Here is an 18,356-nt window from a genome sequence, read left to right on the forward strand (position 1 = left end):
CAACACCTCACACGATCATGGTAGCCATGGATCCGATCTTTGGAAACCGCTCGGCTACCTCCCTGGCAACAGGCCCCTTGATCTCGGTCCCGCGAGGCTCGTTCTTCTCGTCAACTATAACCACGGCATTGTCATCGAATGCGACACGCAATCCACTCGGCCTTCGTATCTCCTTGCGTTGCCGGATGACCACCGCCCGTACCAGCTTGCGCCGCATGTCCGGGGTCCCTTTCTTGACGCTCACCGTTGCGATATCCCCAAGGCCCATCTTTGGCTGCCGGCGCCGAACGCCGTGGTAGCCGAATACCGAGACAACCTGGACTTCGCGGGCGCCGGTATTGTCGGCGCACATGAGGCGCGTCCCGGTGGAGAGGGCCCGCGGGGTCGTTGACTGCTTCGCTTTCATGGTGGCTGCACCTCCACGACCACGAACGTGGTGGTCTTTGAGAGCGGCCTGCATTCCGCAATCTTGACGGTATCGCCATTCTTTGCCTGGATGCAGGGCGGATTATGGGCATGAATCCGCGAGCTCCTCTTCTCATACCGGTTATACTTGCCCACATAATGGAGGTAGTCTCTCTCCACGACCACCGTTCCCATCATGCGGTCGCTCACGACTTTACCGGTGATCACCTGGCCGCGCACCGGTAAACTGCCGTGAAACGGGCAGTTTGCGTCACTGCATGCCGCTTCAGGCTGCCGGACGCCCAATCCAATATCTCGTGCCATTATGTTCCTCTCTTTTTTGTATGCTGCGTGATCCTCTTTTCGGGAGCATTGACCAGCGCCGAACCGTCAACCTCGACCAGGACGCCCCCGCCAAGCGAAAACCGGAACCGGGTATGGGATTTCGGCATCCTCTTGTCGCCGCACGCAGTGCGGATAACGAGGGTGTTTCTGGTTTCATCGATGACACGGCCGCTGATGCCCCGGTGCAGGGGGTTTGTTGCCTCCACGACCAGAACATCCAGTCCGATAAGCTCGTGATGCAGGATGTTCCGGGGAGCAATCATGCAGTTCTCCTCTGGTTCTGCTCGGTCTTTATCCGGGCAATAGTCCGGCGGAGTTCCCGGATCCTCCCCGGGTTCTCGGTTGACCCTCCGGCGCTGACCTTGCCATTGTGCTGGATCAGCTCGATTTTGAGCTTATCCATCTGCTCCTGCAACTCAACGTTAGAGAACTGCCTGATGTCGCGTGCGCGGAATATCGCCATATTACCGTTCCTCCAGCAGGGTCTCGTCTGCATACTCCTCGATCATCTCCTCGAGGTCATTGGTGATATCCTCGCCGACATCGGTCACTTCTATGTGGGGGGGTGGCAGGGGTTTGCCCTTTGGCTTGATCATCTCGAAATGGTCGGGGAGTTTTGCGTCGGGCGGTATGATACGCACCTGGACACCGATGACGCCGAGCTTCTTGACGGCGACTGCATATCCCTTTTCAACGAGGGTATTGACCGGCTCGCCGCTGTGCTTGACGTAGCCCTGGGTGAATTTCTGCACGCGGGCACGGGAACCGGTGAGCTTTCCGGCGATGATAACCTCGCATCCAAGGGCACCCGATTCCATAACCCTCCTGATGATGCTCGATCCAGCTTTCCGGAAATACCAGCCCCGTTCGAGGGCATTGGCCAGGCGTTCGGCCATGATCTGGGCATTGAAGCTTGGGTTTGCAACCTGCTGGACCTCGATCTGGGGCGATTCGACCCCGAAATCGGTTGCAAGATCCTGGGTCAGCTGCCTGACCACCTTTCCGCCCTTGCCGATCACGATACCGGGCTTCTCGGCGTAAATCGTTACCTGTGTGCCGAGCGGGGTTCTCTGCAGGTCCATTCCACCGTATCCGGCGCGGCGAAGCTCCCTGACCAGGTGCTTCTCCACCCGGGCGCGTCGCGCTCCCTCGGCAACGAACTTTCTCTCTACCGCCATCACTGCACCTCCTGCACAACGACCTCGATATTCACGGTCTCCCGGCGCTTCGGGGTTGCCCTGCCCATGGCCCTCGGGAACATCCCCTCAATGCCTCTCCCCCTGTTGGCAGCAGCGTGGATGATCCGCAGGTTCCCTGTATCAAGGCCGAGGTACTCGGCATTTTTGGTAACTGAATGGATCAGCCGGATATAGGCCAGGGATGCCTTGCGCGGATATCTCCCAGCGTCCCAGCCGGGGAGTCCGCGTTTGTGGGCAACCTTGCGGTTGAACTTCCGGAAGGGGATTGCTTTTCTTGCAGAGACAACATCCTCGAGATATGCTACCGCCTCCCCGGTCTTCTTGTTCCTGATGAACCGGGCTATCTCCATGGCATGTTTCGGGGAGATCGGCAGTTCATTTGCTTTTCCCCGGGCCACGGTATCGCCCGAAATGGATGTTGAATAACCTGTGCGTGCCATTGTCCATCACTTCAGCGGTACATACTTGCTCGACCGGGTGGCGCCGATACCAGCACTCCCGTGGGTCACTTTTCTCCTGGTCAGCGCGAACTCGCCAAGGTAGTGGAAGATCGACTCAGGCTGGATCTCGACCTTCAGGTACTCCTTTCCGTTATAGATTTCTACTTCCTTCCCGATCATATCGGGCATAATGATCATGTCGCGGAGGTGCGTCCGGATCTTTGCCTCGCCGCTCCTGAACCGGGCGAGGAGGTGCTCCTCGCCTCGTGTCAGGCCTCTCCTTGCCTTCCGGCGAGCCCGTGCGGGCATGACCGGCAGGAGCTCGCTCATACCCATCTTGCGAAGCTCCTCTATCCGGAAGCCGCGGTAGGTGAACTCCTCGCGCCGTCTCGGCAGTCTCTTCTGTGTCTTCTTTGCCATGTCAATCCCCTCACTTCTTACCGCGGCCGGTCTTCCGGGCCGCTATGTGTCCGACTGTTCTTCCAGGAGATGTCCCCCTGCCAATGGTCTTGGGCCGCCCGGTATGCTGGTGGCCGCCACCACCGAATGGGTGGTCAATGACGTTCATGGCCACACCCCGCACACGAGGCCAGTTCGAGGCCTTATTCCTCACCTTGTAGAACTTGTTACCGGCCTTGGCGAACGGTTTCTCTCCGCGCCCGCCTCCGGCAACGATGCCCACTGTTGCCCTGCAGCGTGCGTTGAACCATTTTGTCACGCCGCTTGGCATCTGGACGCCTACCCGGCCTTCACTCTTGTCGATAACCATGGCCTGGACGCCGCTTGCGCGGACGAATTTGCCCCCGTCGTTGGGCCTGGCTTCGATGTTGCAGACGTATGCCCCGGTCGGGATCGATCCGAGCGGGAGGGTGTTACCGTTCCGGACCTCGGCTTCCGGCCCCCAGACGACTTCGTCCCCGATGCCGATACCTTCAGTGACCAGCATGTACATTCGTGATCCGTCCTCGAGTTTTACGAGTGCGATTGGGGTGTGGCGAGCCGGATCGTGCTCGATATCGCTTACCGTGCCCCGTACTGTCGTATCACTGGTTCCAGCGTGACGGAGTGCTGCCTTGAACCGGTGTGACGGTACCCTGAAGGTCGAGCCTCCTTTTCCCCTGTTCTGTGTTATAATGCGGTGTCCCATCTCTCTCACCTACATTATGCCAAGCCTGCTGAGAATCTCCTCGGCAGCCTTCTCGTTGGCAAAGCTGACGGTCGCTTTCTTCTCGCCGTGCATGGTCATTGCCGTGGAGATCCCGGTTACTTCCTGTTCGAACGTCCGCTCGATCTCCCGCTTGATCTGGCTCTTGGTAGCGTTCCGGTCCACGAGGAACTGGAGCTTGTTCTCATTCTCCAGCGCCATCATGGCCTTTTCGGTCACATAGGGATATTTCAGCACCATCTCACTGCCCTCCCAGTTTCATGAGGGCACTCTCGGTAAAGACCGTGAGACGGCCGGGGAGGGTGCCCGGAGCAAGGAGCTCGGTATTCAGCTGGTCAAACGTCACGACGTCAACTCCGGCGAGATTCTGCGCCGCCTTCAGGATTTTTTCACCGGTAACGATGAGCAGGCTCTTGCGCTGCTTGTAGCGGCGGCCCCGCATCTTACCCCGCCCGGCACGCACCTTCTTGCTCTGCTTGGAACGCTCCACATCGGGAAACACCCCCGCCGCAGTCAGGGCAGCAATGACTTCTGCAGTCTTCTCCAGGTTCTCGAAGCCGTCCTCAAATACCACCGGAAGCGGCCCGGGAAAGAGGTGCCCCCGTGCCCGGACACGTTCTTCCGAGGCGCTTGCTGCCAGTGCTGATCTGAATGCCTTTTGTTTCTCTTTCTTGTTGATCCGCTGCAGGAGGACTTTTTGTACCACTGGCGGATGGGCCTCACGCCCGCCCTTTGCCTGCGGAACTTTCGCGGCCCTTGAGCCGGTCCTGATACGGGGAACATGTGATACTCCCCGGCCACTGCCCCAGCCCACGGCCGAGGATTCGATACCCGCGTAGGGGTAGGTCCCGTGCGGCTGCCTGCGGGTGCTCTGGAGGGCAAGGACAGCTTTTCTGATGAGGTCGGGGCGGTATTCTTCATCAAACGCCTCGGGCAGTTCAATGTCCCCTCTAACCGTGCCATCAAGTGCTAGGATCTGTGCTTTCATTGTCTGTTCACCCCTGCTTGCTCTGAACGCTCACGAACTGTATCGCGGGCTGCCTGACAACGTGCTCTCCTTGCCTGATTGCAGGCCGGATCCTGATCAATCTCTTGGCAGGTCCGGGGATGGATCCCTTCACCAGCACGTAAGGGTTGCGGAGAACTCCGTAATGGAGGAACCCTCCGGACGGGGTGATCTCCGACCCGTTGTCGCCGATTGAGAGAATCCTCTTGTTAAACTCCGTCCGCTGCTGGTATCCCATCTGCCCTGCCTGCGGCACCTGCCACCGGACATGGTGGGGGTTCCAGGGACCCAGGTTTCCGATATGGCGCTTCTTGCCCCCCCGGGAGTGTTTCCGCTTGCGAAGTTTGATCCCCCAGCGCTTGACCGGGCCCTGGGTACCCTTTCCGGTAGTGACCGCGGTAATATCCGCATAGGATCCCGGCTTGATGATGCTCGCGAGGCTCACCTCTTTTCCCAGCAGGCCCTTCGCGAACTCGTAACGCCCTTCAACCGGGCCTCCTGCTACCCGGATCTCCATGAGATCGGGCACCTTCTTTGGGATGCCGGTGATCTTTTCAGGAGTGGTATGCATCAGGACGAAGATGTCGGCGACCTTCCCTTCGGCTATCGCTTCCTCGATCTTCTTTCGTGCTGCTGCACCGTCATATGATGCGGGCAGGGTGATCCGCTTATCCAGGGCCGGATCCGGTTTCTCTGTCCATACCTCGGTCAGGGGATGCCTGCCGTAGGTATCCCGGGCATATGCCCGGATCGCTGCCACCTTCATGGCAGGAATCTCGATGACGGTCACCGGGACCATGATGTCCTTGCCTTCGGTCGGGCTGTTCCTGTGGTCATCCACCATGACCACGTGCGTCATGCCCACCTTGTACCCGGCAAATCCCTGCAGCACCGGCGTACCCTCGTAATCGGACCAGGACTGGTATTTTGGGACCTGGCTCTTTGCCCGCTTCCTGGGGCTGAATGCAAGGGATCCCTTTCGCGGTGTGTTGATCTTTGGCATTCGGTATCAATCCTTGTATGATCTGAAACGTTGTGTGCAGTCTTCCGGGCCCGGCGTTTCCCACGGAAAGACGATCCGCGAGTGGCCCGTTCTGCTCCGAGAAAGCATGATGCCCGGATTCAGGTACTGGCCTGCCGGAAATCATCCGGCAGTGCGAACCCTGGCCTGTGGAGTATCGTCCGAATGGTCCCTGCGGATCTCTCGTTTCCGCCGACCATCAGGTCCAACGTGGTCTTCGCCAACAGATACTGAGTCGTTGCGCATATGCACCGTTCTCGCGGTACATGCGGGCCGTGTGAGATCCACGTCCACCCGTGCGCTTATCAGATCCACCGTGTCAGCCCGTTGTGAATGATCACAACTCCTTCTCGGCTGCGCCCGTTTACGGTCGCGCATGCCAACCCGTGAGAATCCCGGCTTTCGCCGGAAACCTCAGAGAGGCTTCCATAATTATTATACAGAAATGAATATAAACTTTCGCGAGGCCTGCACCGGGACTCAGGTGCACGGTCTTCCATGAGTCTTTTACCGGATCGCCCTCGTGGTTCAGCCGAAGTAGAGATCCCCTTCTTCGTTGATGTAGACTTCTATGCTGTCCCTGATATGGCGTGCCCGGAGCCGTCCTGGAATCGCCTCCCGCATCTTGTTGATGAGGGAGATGGTATCATATTTGACTTTGATGCCGATACGCTCGGCTTCCTGGTAAATGAAGGGGGCAACATCGAGGACGTCCATCCCGGGCTCGATGGTGCAGAGATGGGTTGCGTCGAGAGTATACAGGAAATCCAGCGTGTCTCTTGCCCTTCTGATATTCTCCATCGCCGATTTTTCAATCGTGCAAACATTTGCCTTCGAAGTATTTATGATATCAGCAATCTGCTGCTGGGTCAGCCCCTGCTTCCGGTATCTCAGTACTTCTTTCTGGCGATCGGTCAGCAGCCCATCTTTCATTATCAACCGTTTGGCGGATCAGATTTAAACATTTTTCGTTAACATAGTTGACTTCAAGAGAAACAGGTTGTTAATCTCCTGCCTGACAAGTGACGGGTCTTTCCATAAAAAAGCGATAAAAGTCCGAATTACTGAATTTGAATCGAATTTCAAAACGTTTATATCTGCACGGACAAATAGTAACCTGTTATAAAGAAAAAAGAGGTGCATACATGGTAGTTAAAGTTGGCGTTGCCAAACTGGGCAACATCGCAAGCGGCGTAATGGCCGAACTCCTTCTCGACGAGAGGGCAGACCGTGAGGACATGCAGACCTTTATGGCAACCAGCGGAACCAAGCTTCAGCCAGAGGATATCGACCGGGTTGTCAACAACATGGTAGCATGGAAACCCGACTTTGCCATCGTTGTTTCGCCGAACGGGGTGCTGCCCGGCCCGACCGGCGCCCGCGAGCGTCTCGCTGCTGCCGGAATCCCGGTTGTCTTTATCACCGACGATGTCACCACCAAGAAGGAGTGGGCTGACATCAAGGAGGGCAAGTTCGGCTACATCATCATGAAGGGAGACGCCATGATCGGTGCCCGTCGGGAGTTCCTGGACCCCATTGAGATGGCTGATTACAATGGAAACCTGGTAAAGGTCCTTGCCCTCACCGGCGCGTTCCGCAAGCTGCAGATGGCGCTCGACAAGGTAATCGACCAGGTAAAAGCCGGAAAGAAGGGTGCGGAACTGGTTCTGCCCAAGGTTGTCGTCTCTTCTGACAAGGCGGTCGAGGGAGAGTTCACCAACCCCTACGCTCTCGCCAAGGCCCGTGCAGCTTACGAGATCGCATCCGCTGTCGCCATGGTCAATGTCAAGGGCTGTTTCATGACCAAGGAATGGGAGAAATATATCCCCATCGTCACCAGCGCTCACGAAATGATGCGCTGCGCTGCAGTCCTGTGCGATGAAGCCCGCGAGCTCGAGAAGGCTGCCGACGGCATCATCAGGAAACCCCACAAGAAGGACGGTGTGATCGTCTCCAAGACCAAACTGATCAGCAAGCCGGAGTAGTCCGGAACCTTTCTTCGTTTTTTTCTCATCGTGCTTTCCCGGCCCCCTGTCCCTCTCATGTTCCGTATACGGGTGATCGCCTCCTCCTGGTGAGACCTGACCATGGGCGTCCGGTCGCAAGGAGTTGTCCTGAAAATGGAGGGCCATTTCACGCCCGGATCCGGGAGGTGGGACGGGAAATCCTCCATCGGCAGGAACGATACCCGGACAGGAGAAAACAGACTCCATAACTCCATTAAGTTTGGGAAAGTTAAGCCAGAACAGGGATTATCCAGGTGAGGGCCCGGATTATAGTCCCCTCCCAGTGCTTCCCTTCTCAGCCCCGATCCTTGAAATCCCGTCCGAACTCCTCGGGGAGGGTCAGGATTACAGGCTCGAGGTGGAGTCGCTCCATGAATGCTGTATCGCTCGTCGATGTAACATTGGGGTTTATCCGGGATATGATGGAACAGAACGAGGAAAATCCGTTCCTGTTTTTGTTCTTGTCAAAAAAAAGAGCCATATTAAAGGCATAGGTTCCGAGATCCCGGTAGAATGACAGAATGCGGAGGAGCCCGTCTGCGAACTGCCCGGCGAATGAGCTGAATTCCTCACAGGTTGAGAGGGGGAGGATGCATCTGACTTCCCGCTCACCAAGGGGGACATGGTGGGCGTACCAGAAAAGCTCGTTCTCGAACAGGAACCGGGGGGAGTTTCCTTCGTGGTCGGCAAGATCGTCCCAGTAGCTCCGCCCGTTCCTGGCCAGGTACCGGGCACTCCGGTTCAGGTAGTGTTCGGCAAGGGCAGGTGCCCGCCGGTCAGCGAGTCCCTGGAGGTGGGGGTGGGCGATGCTCGCTCCCGCTGAGGGAAGATAGTTCCAGTTGATGCTCTTGTACCCCCCGATTCCCTCAAAGGCCCTGATCTGCCCGGTGAGGGCGTCAAGGATCTCGGATCGTGAGAATACACCTCCGTCATGCCGTGCGGTGACGACCGTTACCGTATGCCACTCGGCAAACGGGAACATGTTTGGAAACGTCAAGCTTTCACCGATGCAGATACGGTCCCCGCCAGCAAATGTCGGGGTTGCAGAGAAGACGTTCTCCCTGCAGAACGGGCAGTCCGGGGCGGGAGCCGGTGGCCGGTATACCGTGTCCAGCCGCCGGTTCAGGCGGGCAGGGGCTATCTTGCACCGGTGGCCGGTCAGCAGTTCTTCGCGCAGCTCAAGCCTGCTCTCTCCCAGGGTTATCTCGGTCACCGAGAACATGATCGCTTCAGGTTTCCATTCGAATGCAACCTATTAAAATTGTACGAACCGCGAGGGCCAGCCCGGCATCAAAAAGAAAAAAAAGGTTTTCGCCCTGACCGATTTACACGACGTACTTGCCGAGCAGGCGGATGGAGTTGGTCATGTCCGGTCCCAGCGGGGATCCGAATATGATCTGGGTGACACCGGCCTTGGCAAGGTCTTCGCACTTCTGCCGGACTATGTCCGGCGTTCCGGCGATGGTGAATGCGTCTATGGTCTTGTCATCCACATTGTCCCCGGCAGTCTTGAAATCGAATTTTGCAAGGGCGTTCTTGATGTTTGCCACTTTCGCTGCATCGAGACCGTGGCGTGCGATCAGGTCAGGGGGAGAGCCGGCAGCGATGAAGGCGGCGACGATCTTTGCTGCATTCCGGGCCTTCTTCTCGTTCATGTCGATGGACATGGCAGTGTAGGCGCCGACATCAAAGCCCTTTTTGCCGACCTTGTCGCAGGCGGCCTTGATGATCGGGATGGCGATTCCGAAGTCCTTCGGGTTGGATGCGTTGATCAGCGCCCCATCGCCAACCCTTCCGGCCAGGTCAAGGACCTTGGGGCCCTGGGCACCGATATAAATCGGGACACCTTTCTTGCCGGGGAGGTTCACGCCAGTGAGCTTTGCACCGTCATAATCAAAGAACTGCATTCCTGACTTCTTGACTTCCTCGCCCGCACAGAGCCTGCGGATCTGGGTCACTGCCTCTTCCAGACGTCCTACTGGTTTCTCGGGCTGGATTGCCAGTTTCGGGAGCGTTGAGAGATCCCCGGGGCCGATTCCCAGCACGGCGCGTCCGTCGGAGATTTCGTTGAGGGTGCAGAAGAATGATGCCATCGCTGCCGGGGTGTCGGTAAAGGAGTTCATGATTCCCGGGCCCATCTTCAGGGTGGTGGTTGCTGCGGCAATCATGGCGAGAGTCGGGTAGCAGTGACGGTTGTTGTAGTGATTTGTGATCCAGGCATAGTCAATATCCTTGGATTCTGCAAGCTTGCAGAAGTTGACCACCTGTTTGACATTAACATTGCCAGGTACAAATTCTATCCCATACGTTGTCAAGGTTAGTTCACCTCACTGTTACATATCAAGCGCAAAATTAAATAGCTTTATGATTTTCAGTTATTGGTTCCTGCGAGCGATCGTCACCGCGAGAGATCACTGCCCTTCCAGGGCTTTCCACCCGTTCACCAGCCGCCTCATAAGGACGGGTCAGCACCGGGACGCTTCAAGCTGGATCGAGGGCAAATGTACGAAATCGATCCCGGTATGAAACAAAAACACCGTGTAACTGGCCCTCCTGCCCGATCAGATCCATGGTCACCGGGCGATAATCTTTTTGTTTGACCCGTTCAATGGGTAATCTGGTATCGGCCGGTAATCCGGTATTTCAGGGAATGAGGGAGGAAATGAGGGTCTTACTCATCGGAATCGGAGGCGCGGGATGCAGGATCGCCGATGCGTTGAGCCTCCATGATACCCGGTCCCGTTCACTCCGCTGTATTGATGCTGTGGCGGTTGATAACAACGCCGATGATCTGACCAGCTTGCAGACCATTCCTCACGAGAACCGTATCTTCTTCCAGTCCCTCGACCCCTCCCATACCCACGTTACACCGGATATGCTCCCCCATGACGAGATTGTAGCCAGGCTCCACAGCCTCGACCCGGGTGATATCGATGCACTGGTTATCGCCAGCGGTCTTGGAGGCACGATGTGCTCCCTCATCCCGGACCTCGTGCAGGTCCTCAGGGACCGCATGGACGAACCGGTTTTCGGTATCCTCACCCTGCCCTGTGTGCGGGAGGGTGAAGCAGTGCAGGAACGTGCAGCAGATACCATTACTGCGCTCGCTCCGCTCCTGGACGGCACAATTCTCTACGACAATGAACTGTGGTATCACCGGGCAGCCGGGATGGGGGAAGACCATGAGATCTCCGGTAGGGCCGATTTCGAGTTCAGGCTCCCATGGCAGAAACCAGTCATTCCTACAGTAATGGTTTCCAGGGGATACCACGAGATAAACGCCATGATCGCACGGCAGATAAACCTCCTTCTGCGTGCAGGAGAGGTGAGCGACCGACCTATGGAGGAATCAGCCGAAGTGGCCCTGGATTCCGGGGAGATCTTAAACACCATCAAAGGGATGGGGTGGATAGCCATCGGCTACGACCGGGAGCGCATTCCTGCACTCAACCCGGATCTCATCACCAGGCTCCGCCCGGCTAGCCATTCGATCCAGGAAAGCCACCAGAAAGCTTTCCGGCTGGTCACCATGGCACGGAAGGCCGTTGGCGAAGGGATATCGGTATCCTGCGACCTGAAAGACGCCCAAAAGGCCCTGGTGCTTGTGGCCGGCCCACCGAACGAGCTTTCCATGCGGGGCTACATGACCATTCGACACTGGATAGACCGCAGTATCTCCGGCCAGGAAGTGCGTTCCGGGGACTATCCGGTCAGCACCACACAGTATATTGCCGTCCTGATCGTCCTTGCAGGGCTTTCCCGCGTCCCCCGGGTTGAATCGCTCCGGAGAAAGGAAGGGGGGAGCGGAGCGACCGGAAATTCCGGGCCAGAGCCTGTCGACCGGTCACCCGGGTCGGACAATCTTTGAGTAATGGGATATTTCCTACCCCCATCCCTTTTCTGACCGGTATTCCTCTCTCAAGTGCCGCAGCAATGAAGATCAGCCCGAATACGAACCGATAGAGAGGCGAAATGGATTCGACATGGGATAGAGGGGGATACCCCCCCCCTCTTGGACCTCGATGTAATTCCTCCCGGTTCGTATGACAGGTCACCTGGCCCCGACAGCTCCCGTGCTGTCCTGATATTTCCCCTCATAGGCCCTCCCACCCCCGGACACCTGGTGGATGATCATCTGGACCACCCGGTCGCCGGCATGGATCTCTATCGGTTCCGGCCCCATGTTAACGAGTCCGAGCGTCAGCTGGCCACGGAACCCGGGATCGACGTACCCTGCAGTCACAAGTACTCCCCGCCTTCCATACGAGGACCGTGTCCGGAGGGTTGCGGCAAGGTCTGCCGGTAGCCCGACAAGTTCGCGGGAATGGGCGAGTGTGCAGATACACCGGGGGAGCACAATATCTTCCGCGATGCGAAGGTCGTATGAGGCTGGCTGCAGGCACTCTGCAGAAAACGGCCTGATGACCAGGGAACCGCCCCGGGTCCGCCCCCCGAGCCGTTTCTCAATTTCCTGCGAGGATAGTATCATTCCATAGAGTAGTACCGCGGAAAATGCTTAATATCTTATGATACCAATGGAAGGGCGGATCCATGGGGTAGAGGATATCCTCTTGGGCTTCGGACCCAAGGACGCGGGTTCGATTCCCGCTGGGTCCGCTTCCTAAAAGACGATCCTTTTCGATCCGGTTCCCAGTGGATATGCCCGGCCACGAACCGTGCCCCGCTTCCTTTCTCAACTGCAGGGCAGGAACAGTCGAGACCTCCGAGCCCGCATTCCGGCTCATGCAATGCCCGGTATTATGGATTTTTTTTCATCGCACCGGTGATGCCCGTTGGAATTCCGGTCCGCGATGAAAGATGGGGGAGTTCAGAGACCTCTCCGTCCTCTCTTTACACGACCGGTACCCCGGCTCCTCAAAACGAGCACTGCCCCGAGGATTCCCACAACAAACAGTCCGCCAATCACGAGAAGAAGCCAGGTGTAATTCTTATCCATGCGAATCGTGAGAGGGACGGTTTCGCTGGACGGATCGGGAGTATGCACGATGGTTACTGGATTGTATCCTTCCTTTTCTGCCAGGATAGTGGTGGGAAGACCTGCACGGAGCCGGGCAGACAATATACCACCGGCATCCGTATATCCAGCTTCCTCTCCGTTGATGGTGACCTTCGCCAGCGTTACGGGCTTTGACGAGCCTTCAACAGCTTTCAGGGTCACGTTCACCCTCTGATAGGCAAGTTCGATGACGATATCCTCGCCCTGTGCGGCAACGGTCAGGGGAGATACGACCGAAACGTATCCTTCCCGGTGCACATCCAGGGTATACGTGCCGGTAGTGAGGTTTGAGAGCACTGCCCTCCCATACCGGCTTGTCGTTCCGGCAGGCATATTGTCGATGAGAATCCGGGCACCTTCGACCGGTTCTTTTTCTTCATTGTATACCGACACAAAGACGGTATAGGGTGCTTTTCCGAGCGGGACGGTAAGAAAGGCGGTATCAGGCTCGACAACCTGGCGCCCGTTATAGTCCTGGTACCCCTCCCTGACAACCCTGATGAGATAGATCTTGCCCCTTGGCAGCGGCAGGGTGAGCACTCCTTTCTGATCGGTACTTCCCCGTTCAATTCCTTCGACGAATATCCGGGCTCCGGGGAGTGGACGTCCCGATCCTTCATCCTTCACCACGAGAGAGAACCGATCCTGCCGGAACAGCATGACCTGGACGTTCTTTTCCACATTCCCAATCTCAACTTCGAGGGTATGCGGCTGGTACTGTTCTTTCTCGATATCTATCCGGTATGCGGCATGCGCCATGACGAAAAACCTGGCGGTCCCTTCCGAATCAGAAGTCGTGACATTCCCGACTCCGTTCGATTCGATCGTCACTCCCGCGCCTTCGACCGGTTCCATCGTGTCAGCATCGTACACGTGGATCAGGAGTGCCATCTTTGACCGCTGCAATTCCACCGTTACCTGTGTTGCATTCGCATCAGCAGACCCCGACCATGAATCGTAGCCGAATTTTTCAATCTGAATTGGTGCCGGACCGGTGCCTGGAAAGGCGAGCTCGAAGAAACCCTCCTTGTCAGTTTTGCCGGCAAGGGTGTCGTTGAAATATACGTAGGCCCCCTGGACAGGGGTGATGTTGTCATCGGTCGCGATGACATGGATGAGCACGGAACCTCCTGAAACACTCCCGGAACAGCTGACTATCAGGAGGAGGGACGCGAGGAGATAGACGCCGTATCTCTGCATAATCTGGTATCAGTGTTCGGAGCAATAAAAGATGGTTGTCGCGGGAAATACTGCTCGGGAGAGCAGGGTTGTCTTCCCCTGTCCCACTTCACACCCACTTTATCTCATGGGGGACGCGGTCAAGCAGCATCCCTTCAACCAGCACCGGCATCAGGCGCCTTCCCTCTTCGATAGCCTTCTCCAGTCGCCAGCTCCGTTCAGCATAAATGGTGAAGATCGGTTCGCCCTTCTCCACCCGGTTCCCCTTCTTGGCATGGAGCAGGAGCCCTGCACCGCGATCGTGAGGTGCGCCGGCATTGCGTGCCATGCTGATGAGCGCAGGGTTATTCATTCCCACGACATACCCGCTTGCGGGCGCATTGACCACAAATTTGTACTTCCCGGGGACTATGTCTTCAGACTTCACGGAGGGATCTCCTCCCTGGATCTCAATGATCTCAAGGAATTTTTCAAGAGCCTTCCCGCTCTTGAGGATATCTGCTGCCATCTGGCCACCCATTCCACGGGCGGCCTTTCCGGACATCTCCAGGGCAATGCCGGCGATGGCAGCACTCTTCTGGAAAAGCGATCCCGGCTCAACCTCTCCCTCGAGTATGCGGAGTGCTTCCCTGACCTCGAGTTTCGGCCCGATGCTCCTCCCCACAGGGGAATCCCCGTAGGTAAGAGCACATTCCACCCGCATGTTCAGCCGTTCGCCGATCTCGATGAACTCCCGTGCCAGTTTCCTTCCCTCCTGAACATTCAGGATTTTGGTACCCTCACCGACCGGGATATCGATAACCACCAGGTCGGCTCCGACCGCGTATTTCTTGGCCATAACACTGGCAATCATCTGGCCACGGGCGTCAATCTTGAAAGGGTATTCCTGGATAATGATTCGATCATCGGCGGGTGCGATGTTGGTTGCTCCCCCCCACACGATTGTCCCGCCGGCCTTCAGGGTCATCTTCTGGACTTCTTCTGCGGAGAACTCTACCGGGGCAAGGACTTCCATCAGGTCTGCGGTGCCCCCGGCACCGGTGATGGCTCGCGAGCTGGTCTTTGGTATTTTCAGCCCGCTTGCCGCTATAATCGGCACTACCAGGAGGGATATCTTGTTCCCTGGAACACCACCGATCGAATGCTTGTCGACTATAGGATGAGTGTGGAAGGTAATCTGCTCACCTGTCTCGACCATGGCCCTGGTGAGGTGTTCCACCTCGGCAATATCCAGGGCATTGATATAGCAGGCTGTGACGTATGCGGTCAACTCTGCCGGAGTAATATCATGGTTCACCACATCACGGATCACCGCTAAGGTCTCATCCTTTGTCAGCCGTTCCCCGTCCATCTTCTTCTTGATGAACTGGAGCGAGCTTGGCCGATCGGCAAGCCTGACTTCGACCTGGTCTCCATCCTCTACCACTAGTTTCTCATTGGTAACCCGGTAGATCCCCACCACTCCCTGCTGGATAAGGGTAGTGGTGGTACTTACGAATGCTGCCACAGAGACGCCGGTGGTCTCATTGAGGATCTGTACGCGGTCACCGGCAAGGGCATTAATACTCCTGGCATCCTCGATATTGAGCAGTACTTCACGGGTTCCGATATCGATCAGTTTTACGGTGAATTTCATGGCTCTGCAGCTCCGGTAGTGATCGGGAGAATTTCCCGGTTTATTAACAACTGGGATATCCCCCTATATGCTCCTTTCTGGCTGATCCTGGCCGTCATTCGGCCGGTAGCATGGTTCACCAACCGAAATGCCGGGATAAAACAAGGAGTCCGGAAATATGTGGCAGTTTACGGTATGGATTAAAAAAAGTGGGTTTTTTGGTTTAGTGCTTGCGCACGATGAGGAACGCAACTGCACCAAGGCCGATCAGGGCAACCAGTGCACCGAAACCAGGCGTGGTGGTCGGTGGAGCGGTCGGCGGGGCGGTCGGCGGGGCGGTCGGCGGGGCGGTCGGTGGAGCGGTCGGCGGCGCCGTAGTCGGCTGCACATATGCAACAACGTTGAAGAGCGTGGTTGCCGTTACGTCCTGTGCGGTCTCGAGGCCGATGGCGGAGGCCTGCACGATATACTCATCGGGCTTGAAGGTGGTAGTGTCAACCGGGAAGGACCAGGTGTTGAAGCCCTCGGTTCCCTTGACAACCTTCACGGTTCCGGAAGCACCGCTGAACTCACCGCTGGTCTCTTTCGGGGTTGGTCCGAATGACGAGGAGTACACCTCAACGAGGATCTCGTCGTCGACTGCCAGGTTGGTGGTTCCCTTGATCTCGAACTTGTCCCCGACCATCTTCTGGGTGACCGGGAGGATCTTGATCTCAGGCACCTGGATCAGGAACTGGAGCTTGGTGTAGGTATCGTCGATGGCCGCGTTGTCCATTGCAACGGTAAGTGCATGGGCCGCATCGGATCCCTGCAGGCTTCCCGCGCCATAGAGCTTGAACAGGTTGGACCACCGGGTTGGGTAGGATCCCACAACGTAGTCTCCCTGGCGGATAACATCGAAAACGTCGTTGTACATCGGGTGCTGGACGACAATGAAATACTGCCCGCTGGTCAGCGTCGACGTGATGGCTCCGGAGACCTCGTAGTCGAAGGTACCGTCATCATTGACGCTCTCGGTTGCACGGTTTGCATAGTTCTTGCCCATTATCCAGATTGCAACGCCCGGTGAGGGTTTGCCTTCGGCAACTCCGCGGACATAGATCTTGTCACCCTGGGCAACCGTGGACTGGGAAGCCTGGGCGGTCACGAAGGGCTTGCGGATGATGACCGAAACGGTTCCGTACTGGGTCCCGGAAAGGCTCGACTTGTCGTTCGGGGTTGCTACCGCGTAGATGGTGTAGGTCCCGGCATCGATGTTGAGGTTGGCAGTCTGCCACTTGTACTCCCAGGTGTTATCATCCATGACATCAGTGCTGGTGAAGAGTGGCGGTGCAACGAACGGGTTGACCGCGATCCTCGGGTCGGACATCAGGCCACCGTTCGGCGGGAGGTTGGGGCCGGTAATGAAAAGGTACACGACATCGGTCTCGGAGTTGGTGCCGGAGAGGCGGACTTCCTGCCCGAGGAAGTAGCTCTGGTCGCCGGCAGCGACAACGGTCACGGTCCCCTTCTCGACCTTCACATCAACTTCATCGGACTTGTACTGGCCGGCGAAGTTCTGCTCAACGCGGATGGTATACTTCTTGTCATCAGTGTCTGCACCGGTAACGAACCCGATGGTGCGGGTACCGCTGGGGGAAGTCTTTGCCAGTGCGTAGTACTGGACACCGTTGTTCGGCTGTTCGGGAACATCCTGCTTGATGGTGCGCCCTGCTCCGCCTTCATACGGATAGGAACCAATCGTGTAGGGTCCGGCAACCGGATCCTGTGCAACGCCGTCCTGGGCGAACGAGATCAGCGGGGGCTGGTCGCCTGCTCCACCACTCATGCCACCGGTGCCCTTGACCCAGACATAATAGTCAGTGTTGGGCCGGCCGGTGATGGTAACCGAGAACTGGTTGCCCCGGACTACGGTGTCCTTGCTTGCCTGGATCTTGACCGTGTCACCAGCAATGGTAACCGTCTTGAGTGCGGTCACGGTCTTGCCGGTAAAGTCGGATCCGTCAGGTGCCTTGTAGTTGTCCTTGATGCTGTTGAGAGCCAGCTCGGCGCTCACGGTGTAGGTCCCGGCCTTGTATAGCCTGGATCCGGCAGCATCGGTGACCGCGGTGTTCCATCCTGTGGTGGGTGTAACTGCAACCCAGTACCAGAGGGACTTGTCAACCGTCCGCTTGGTCAACGGAACAGAGACAGTCTGGCTCTGCCAGAGTGCAGTGTATACGGCACCGTCAGCGGTCTTGACCTTGATGGTAACAAATCCATCGGTTGCGGGATTGTATCCCGTACGTTTTGTAACGGAATAGGTGTTGGTCTCGACCCTGAAGTTCAGGAATTCTCCGGAAACAACCTGCTTCCCGGTGACGTCCTTGTTCGCATTGTTGTCCCATACTTTGATATCGAGGCTTGGGTCAACGCAGCTGAAGGCGACCGTTGTGGTGCCGCCGATATACCAGTTACCGGTCCTTCCAACGAAGTCCGCAGGCGCTACGTAGAAGTTAGTTGCATCTCCTACGTTGATCTGGTAGTTCGGGGCATCCGTGGCAGGGTTCGTTCCAGATGCAAACCATGCGATCGTGGATCCGGATGCAACTGCCGCAGATACATTAAGACCCTGTTCTCCGATGAAAACATCTCCGCCCGCTGCAATCACGTTGTTTGCGGCAGATGCCGGAAGAATCAGCAATGCCAATGCAATCAGCGAGATCAGCATGAGGCTAAAGCGCTTAGTCATCATTTGTCCTCCTTACTCATATCATGTCCAATTTTGAACGTTCAATCCAATGCACGCAAGGTGACTCGTAATCGACAGATGCCGAATAACGGTTCATTGTGCTCCATACTCCGAATAACGGAATATGGTTCAATATTTGTGGAACACTTAATATATCCTTTTTGGTCGATTACGGAACAGGACACGGGAAAAAAAGGGTAAAACCGGGTAAAGATATGATTCCGGGC

The 18,356-nt window shown here is 56.8% G+C and carries 20 protein-coding genes and 1 tRNA gene; 3 read left to right on the forward strand and 18 right to left on the reverse strand.

All coding sequences use genetic code 11. The features are described from left to right. Positions 1-7 precede the first annotated feature (7 nt). The 12 genes from IPI71_03445 to IPI71_03500 all read right to left on the reverse strand — a co-directional run bounded on the left by IPI71_03445 (position 8) and on the right by IPI71_03500 (position 6,514). Entirely contained in the window at positions 8-406 is a 399-nt protein-coding gene (locus tag IPI71_03445; GenBank protein QQR71572.1) for a 50S ribosomal protein L14, read from the reverse strand. Further along, positions 403-729, reverse strand: a complete 327-nt coding sequence (locus IPI71_03450) for a 30S ribosomal protein S17 (GenBank protein QQR71573.1) — start codon at positions 727-729, stop codon at positions 403-405. The genes IPI71_03445 and IPI71_03450 overlap by 4 nt, the downstream gene beginning before the upstream one ends. Then, positions 729-1,013, reverse strand: coding sequence for a ribonuclease P protein component 1 (locus IPI71_03455; protein ID QQR71574.1), 285 nt, complete (start codon positions 1,011-1,013; stop codon positions 729-731). Before IPI71_03455 ends, IPI71_03450 begins: the two co-directional genes overlap by 1 nt. Continuing rightward, positions 1,010-1,213 (reverse strand): 50S ribosomal protein L29, encoded by a 204-nt coding sequence (gene rpmC, locus IPI71_03460; GenBank protein ID QQR71575.1) that lies wholly within the window; start codon positions 1,211-1,213, stop codon positions 1,010-1,012. Before rpmC ends, IPI71_03455 begins: the two co-directional genes overlap by 4 nt. A 1-nt stretch (position 1,214) precedes the next feature. Continuing rightward, the gene (locus IPI71_03465; protein QQR71576.1) at positions 1,215-1,928 is read right to left on the reverse strand and encodes a 30S ribosomal protein S3; all 714 of its coding nucleotides are present in this window, start codon (positions 1,926-1,928) and stop codon (positions 1,215-1,217) included. Next, positions 1,928-2,389, reverse strand: a complete 462-nt coding sequence (locus IPI71_03470) for a 50S ribosomal protein L22 (GenBank protein QQR71577.1) — start codon at positions 2,387-2,389, stop codon at positions 1,928-1,930. The genes IPI71_03465 and IPI71_03470 overlap by 1 nt, the downstream gene beginning before the upstream one ends. Positions 2,390-2,395: 6 nt before the next feature. Then, positions 2,396-2,809: a 30S ribosomal protein S19 gene (locus IPI71_03475; GenBank protein QQR71578.1), complete on the reverse strand. Its 414-nt coding sequence runs from the start codon at positions 2,807-2,809 to the stop codon at positions 2,396-2,398. 10 nt (positions 2,810-2,819) lie between these two features. Then, positions 2,820-3,536: a 50S ribosomal protein L2 gene (locus IPI71_03480; protein QQR71579.1), complete on the reverse strand. Its 717-nt coding sequence runs from the start codon at positions 3,534-3,536 to the stop codon at positions 2,820-2,822. A gap of 9 nt (positions 3,537-3,545) precedes the next feature. Continuing rightward, positions 3,546-3,794: a 50S ribosomal protein L23 gene (locus IPI71_03485; GenBank protein QQR71580.1), complete on the reverse strand. Its 249-nt coding sequence runs from the start codon at positions 3,792-3,794 to the stop codon at positions 3,546-3,548. 1 nt (position 3,795) lies between these two features. Next, on the reverse strand, positions 3,796-4,542 hold the full coding sequence (rpl4p, locus tag IPI71_03490) for a 50S ribosomal protein L4 (protein ID QQR71581.1): 747 nt from the start codon (positions 4,540-4,542) through the stop codon (positions 3,796-3,798). A gap of 7 nt (positions 4,543-4,549) precedes the next feature. Further along, positions 4,550-5,563, reverse strand: a complete 1,014-nt coding sequence (locus tag IPI71_03495; protein QQR71582.1) for a 50S ribosomal protein L3 — start codon at positions 5,561-5,563, stop codon at positions 4,550-4,552. Positions 5,564-6,109: 546 nt separating this feature from the next. Next, on the reverse strand, positions 6,110-6,514 hold the full coding sequence (locus tag IPI71_03500; protein QQR71583.1) for a Tfx family DNA-binding protein: 405 nt from the start codon (positions 6,512-6,514) through the stop codon (positions 6,110-6,112). Between the two features lie 212 nt (positions 6,515-6,726). Between IPI71_03500 and IPI71_03505 the strand changes: the two genes are divergently transcribed. Further along, complete coding sequence (locus IPI71_03505; GenBank protein ID QQR71584.1) at positions 6,727-7,566, forward strand: F420-dependent methylenetetrahydromethanopterin dehydrogenase; 840 nt, start codon at positions 6,727-6,729, stop codon at positions 7,564-7,566. A 316-nt stretch (positions 7,567-7,882) separates the two neighbouring features. Here the strand turns inward: IPI71_03505 and IPI71_03510 are convergent, their stop codons facing one another. Both IPI71_03510 and IPI71_03515 read right to left on the reverse strand, forming a co-directional pair. Continuing rightward, complete coding sequence (locus IPI71_03510) at positions 7,883-8,809, reverse strand: galactose-1-phosphate uridylyltransferase (protein QQR71585.1); 927 nt, start codon at positions 8,807-8,809, stop codon at positions 7,883-7,885. Between the two features lie 103 nt (positions 8,810-8,912). Then, entirely contained in the window at positions 8,913-9,902 is a 990-nt protein-coding gene (locus IPI71_03515) for a 5,10-methylenetetrahydromethanopterin reductase (GenBank protein QQR71586.1), read from the reverse strand. Positions 9,903-10,249: 347 nt separating this feature from the next. On the opposite strand from IPI71_03515, the gene IPI71_03520 reads away from it, so the two are divergent. Next, on the forward strand, positions 10,250-11,455 hold the full coding sequence (locus IPI71_03520) for a hypothetical protein (protein ID QQR71587.1): 1,206 nt from the start codon (positions 10,250-10,252) through the stop codon (positions 11,453-11,455). Between the two features lie 183 nt (positions 11,456-11,638). Here IPI71_03520 and IPI71_03525 read toward each other — a convergent pair whose 3' ends face one another. Then, positions 11,639-12,076 (reverse strand): dCTP deaminase, encoded by a 438-nt coding sequence (locus tag IPI71_03525; protein QQR71588.1) that lies wholly within the window; start codon positions 12,074-12,076, stop codon positions 11,639-11,641. 56 nt (positions 12,077-12,132) lie between these two features. On the opposite strand from IPI71_03525, the gene IPI71_03530 reads away from it, so the two are divergent. Further along, positions 12,133-12,204 (forward strand) — tRNA-Arg (locus IPI71_03530). Positions 12,205-12,415: 211 nt separating this feature from the next. Here IPI71_03530 and IPI71_03535 read toward each other — a convergent pair. The 3 genes from IPI71_03535 to IPI71_03545 all read right to left on the reverse strand — a co-directional run bounded on the left by IPI71_03535 (position 12,416) and on the right by IPI71_03545 (position 18,129). Further along, positions 12,416-13,804 carry a carboxypeptidase regulatory-like domain-containing protein gene (locus tag IPI71_03535; protein QQR71589.1) on the reverse strand — a complete coding sequence of 463 codons (1,389 nt, stop codon included), beginning with the start codon at positions 13,802-13,804 and terminating at the stop codon, positions 12,416-12,418. A gap of 88 nt (positions 13,805-13,892) precedes the next feature. Next, entirely contained in the window at positions 13,893-15,419 is a 1,527-nt protein-coding gene (locus IPI71_03540; GenBank protein ID QQR71590.1) for an AMP phosphorylase, read from the reverse strand. A gap of 202 nt (positions 15,420-15,621) precedes the next feature. Then, entirely contained in the window at positions 15,622-18,129 is a 2,508-nt protein-coding gene (locus tag IPI71_03545; GenBank protein QQR71591.1) for a DUF3821 domain-containing protein, read from the reverse strand. Positions 18,130-18,356 lie beyond the last annotated feature (227 nt).

This window comes from Methanolinea sp. (assembly GCA_016699325.1).
In the GTDB taxonomy this organism is placed as follows: domain Archaea; phylum Halobacteriota; class Methanomicrobia; order Methanomicrobiales; family Methanospirillaceae; genus UBA9949.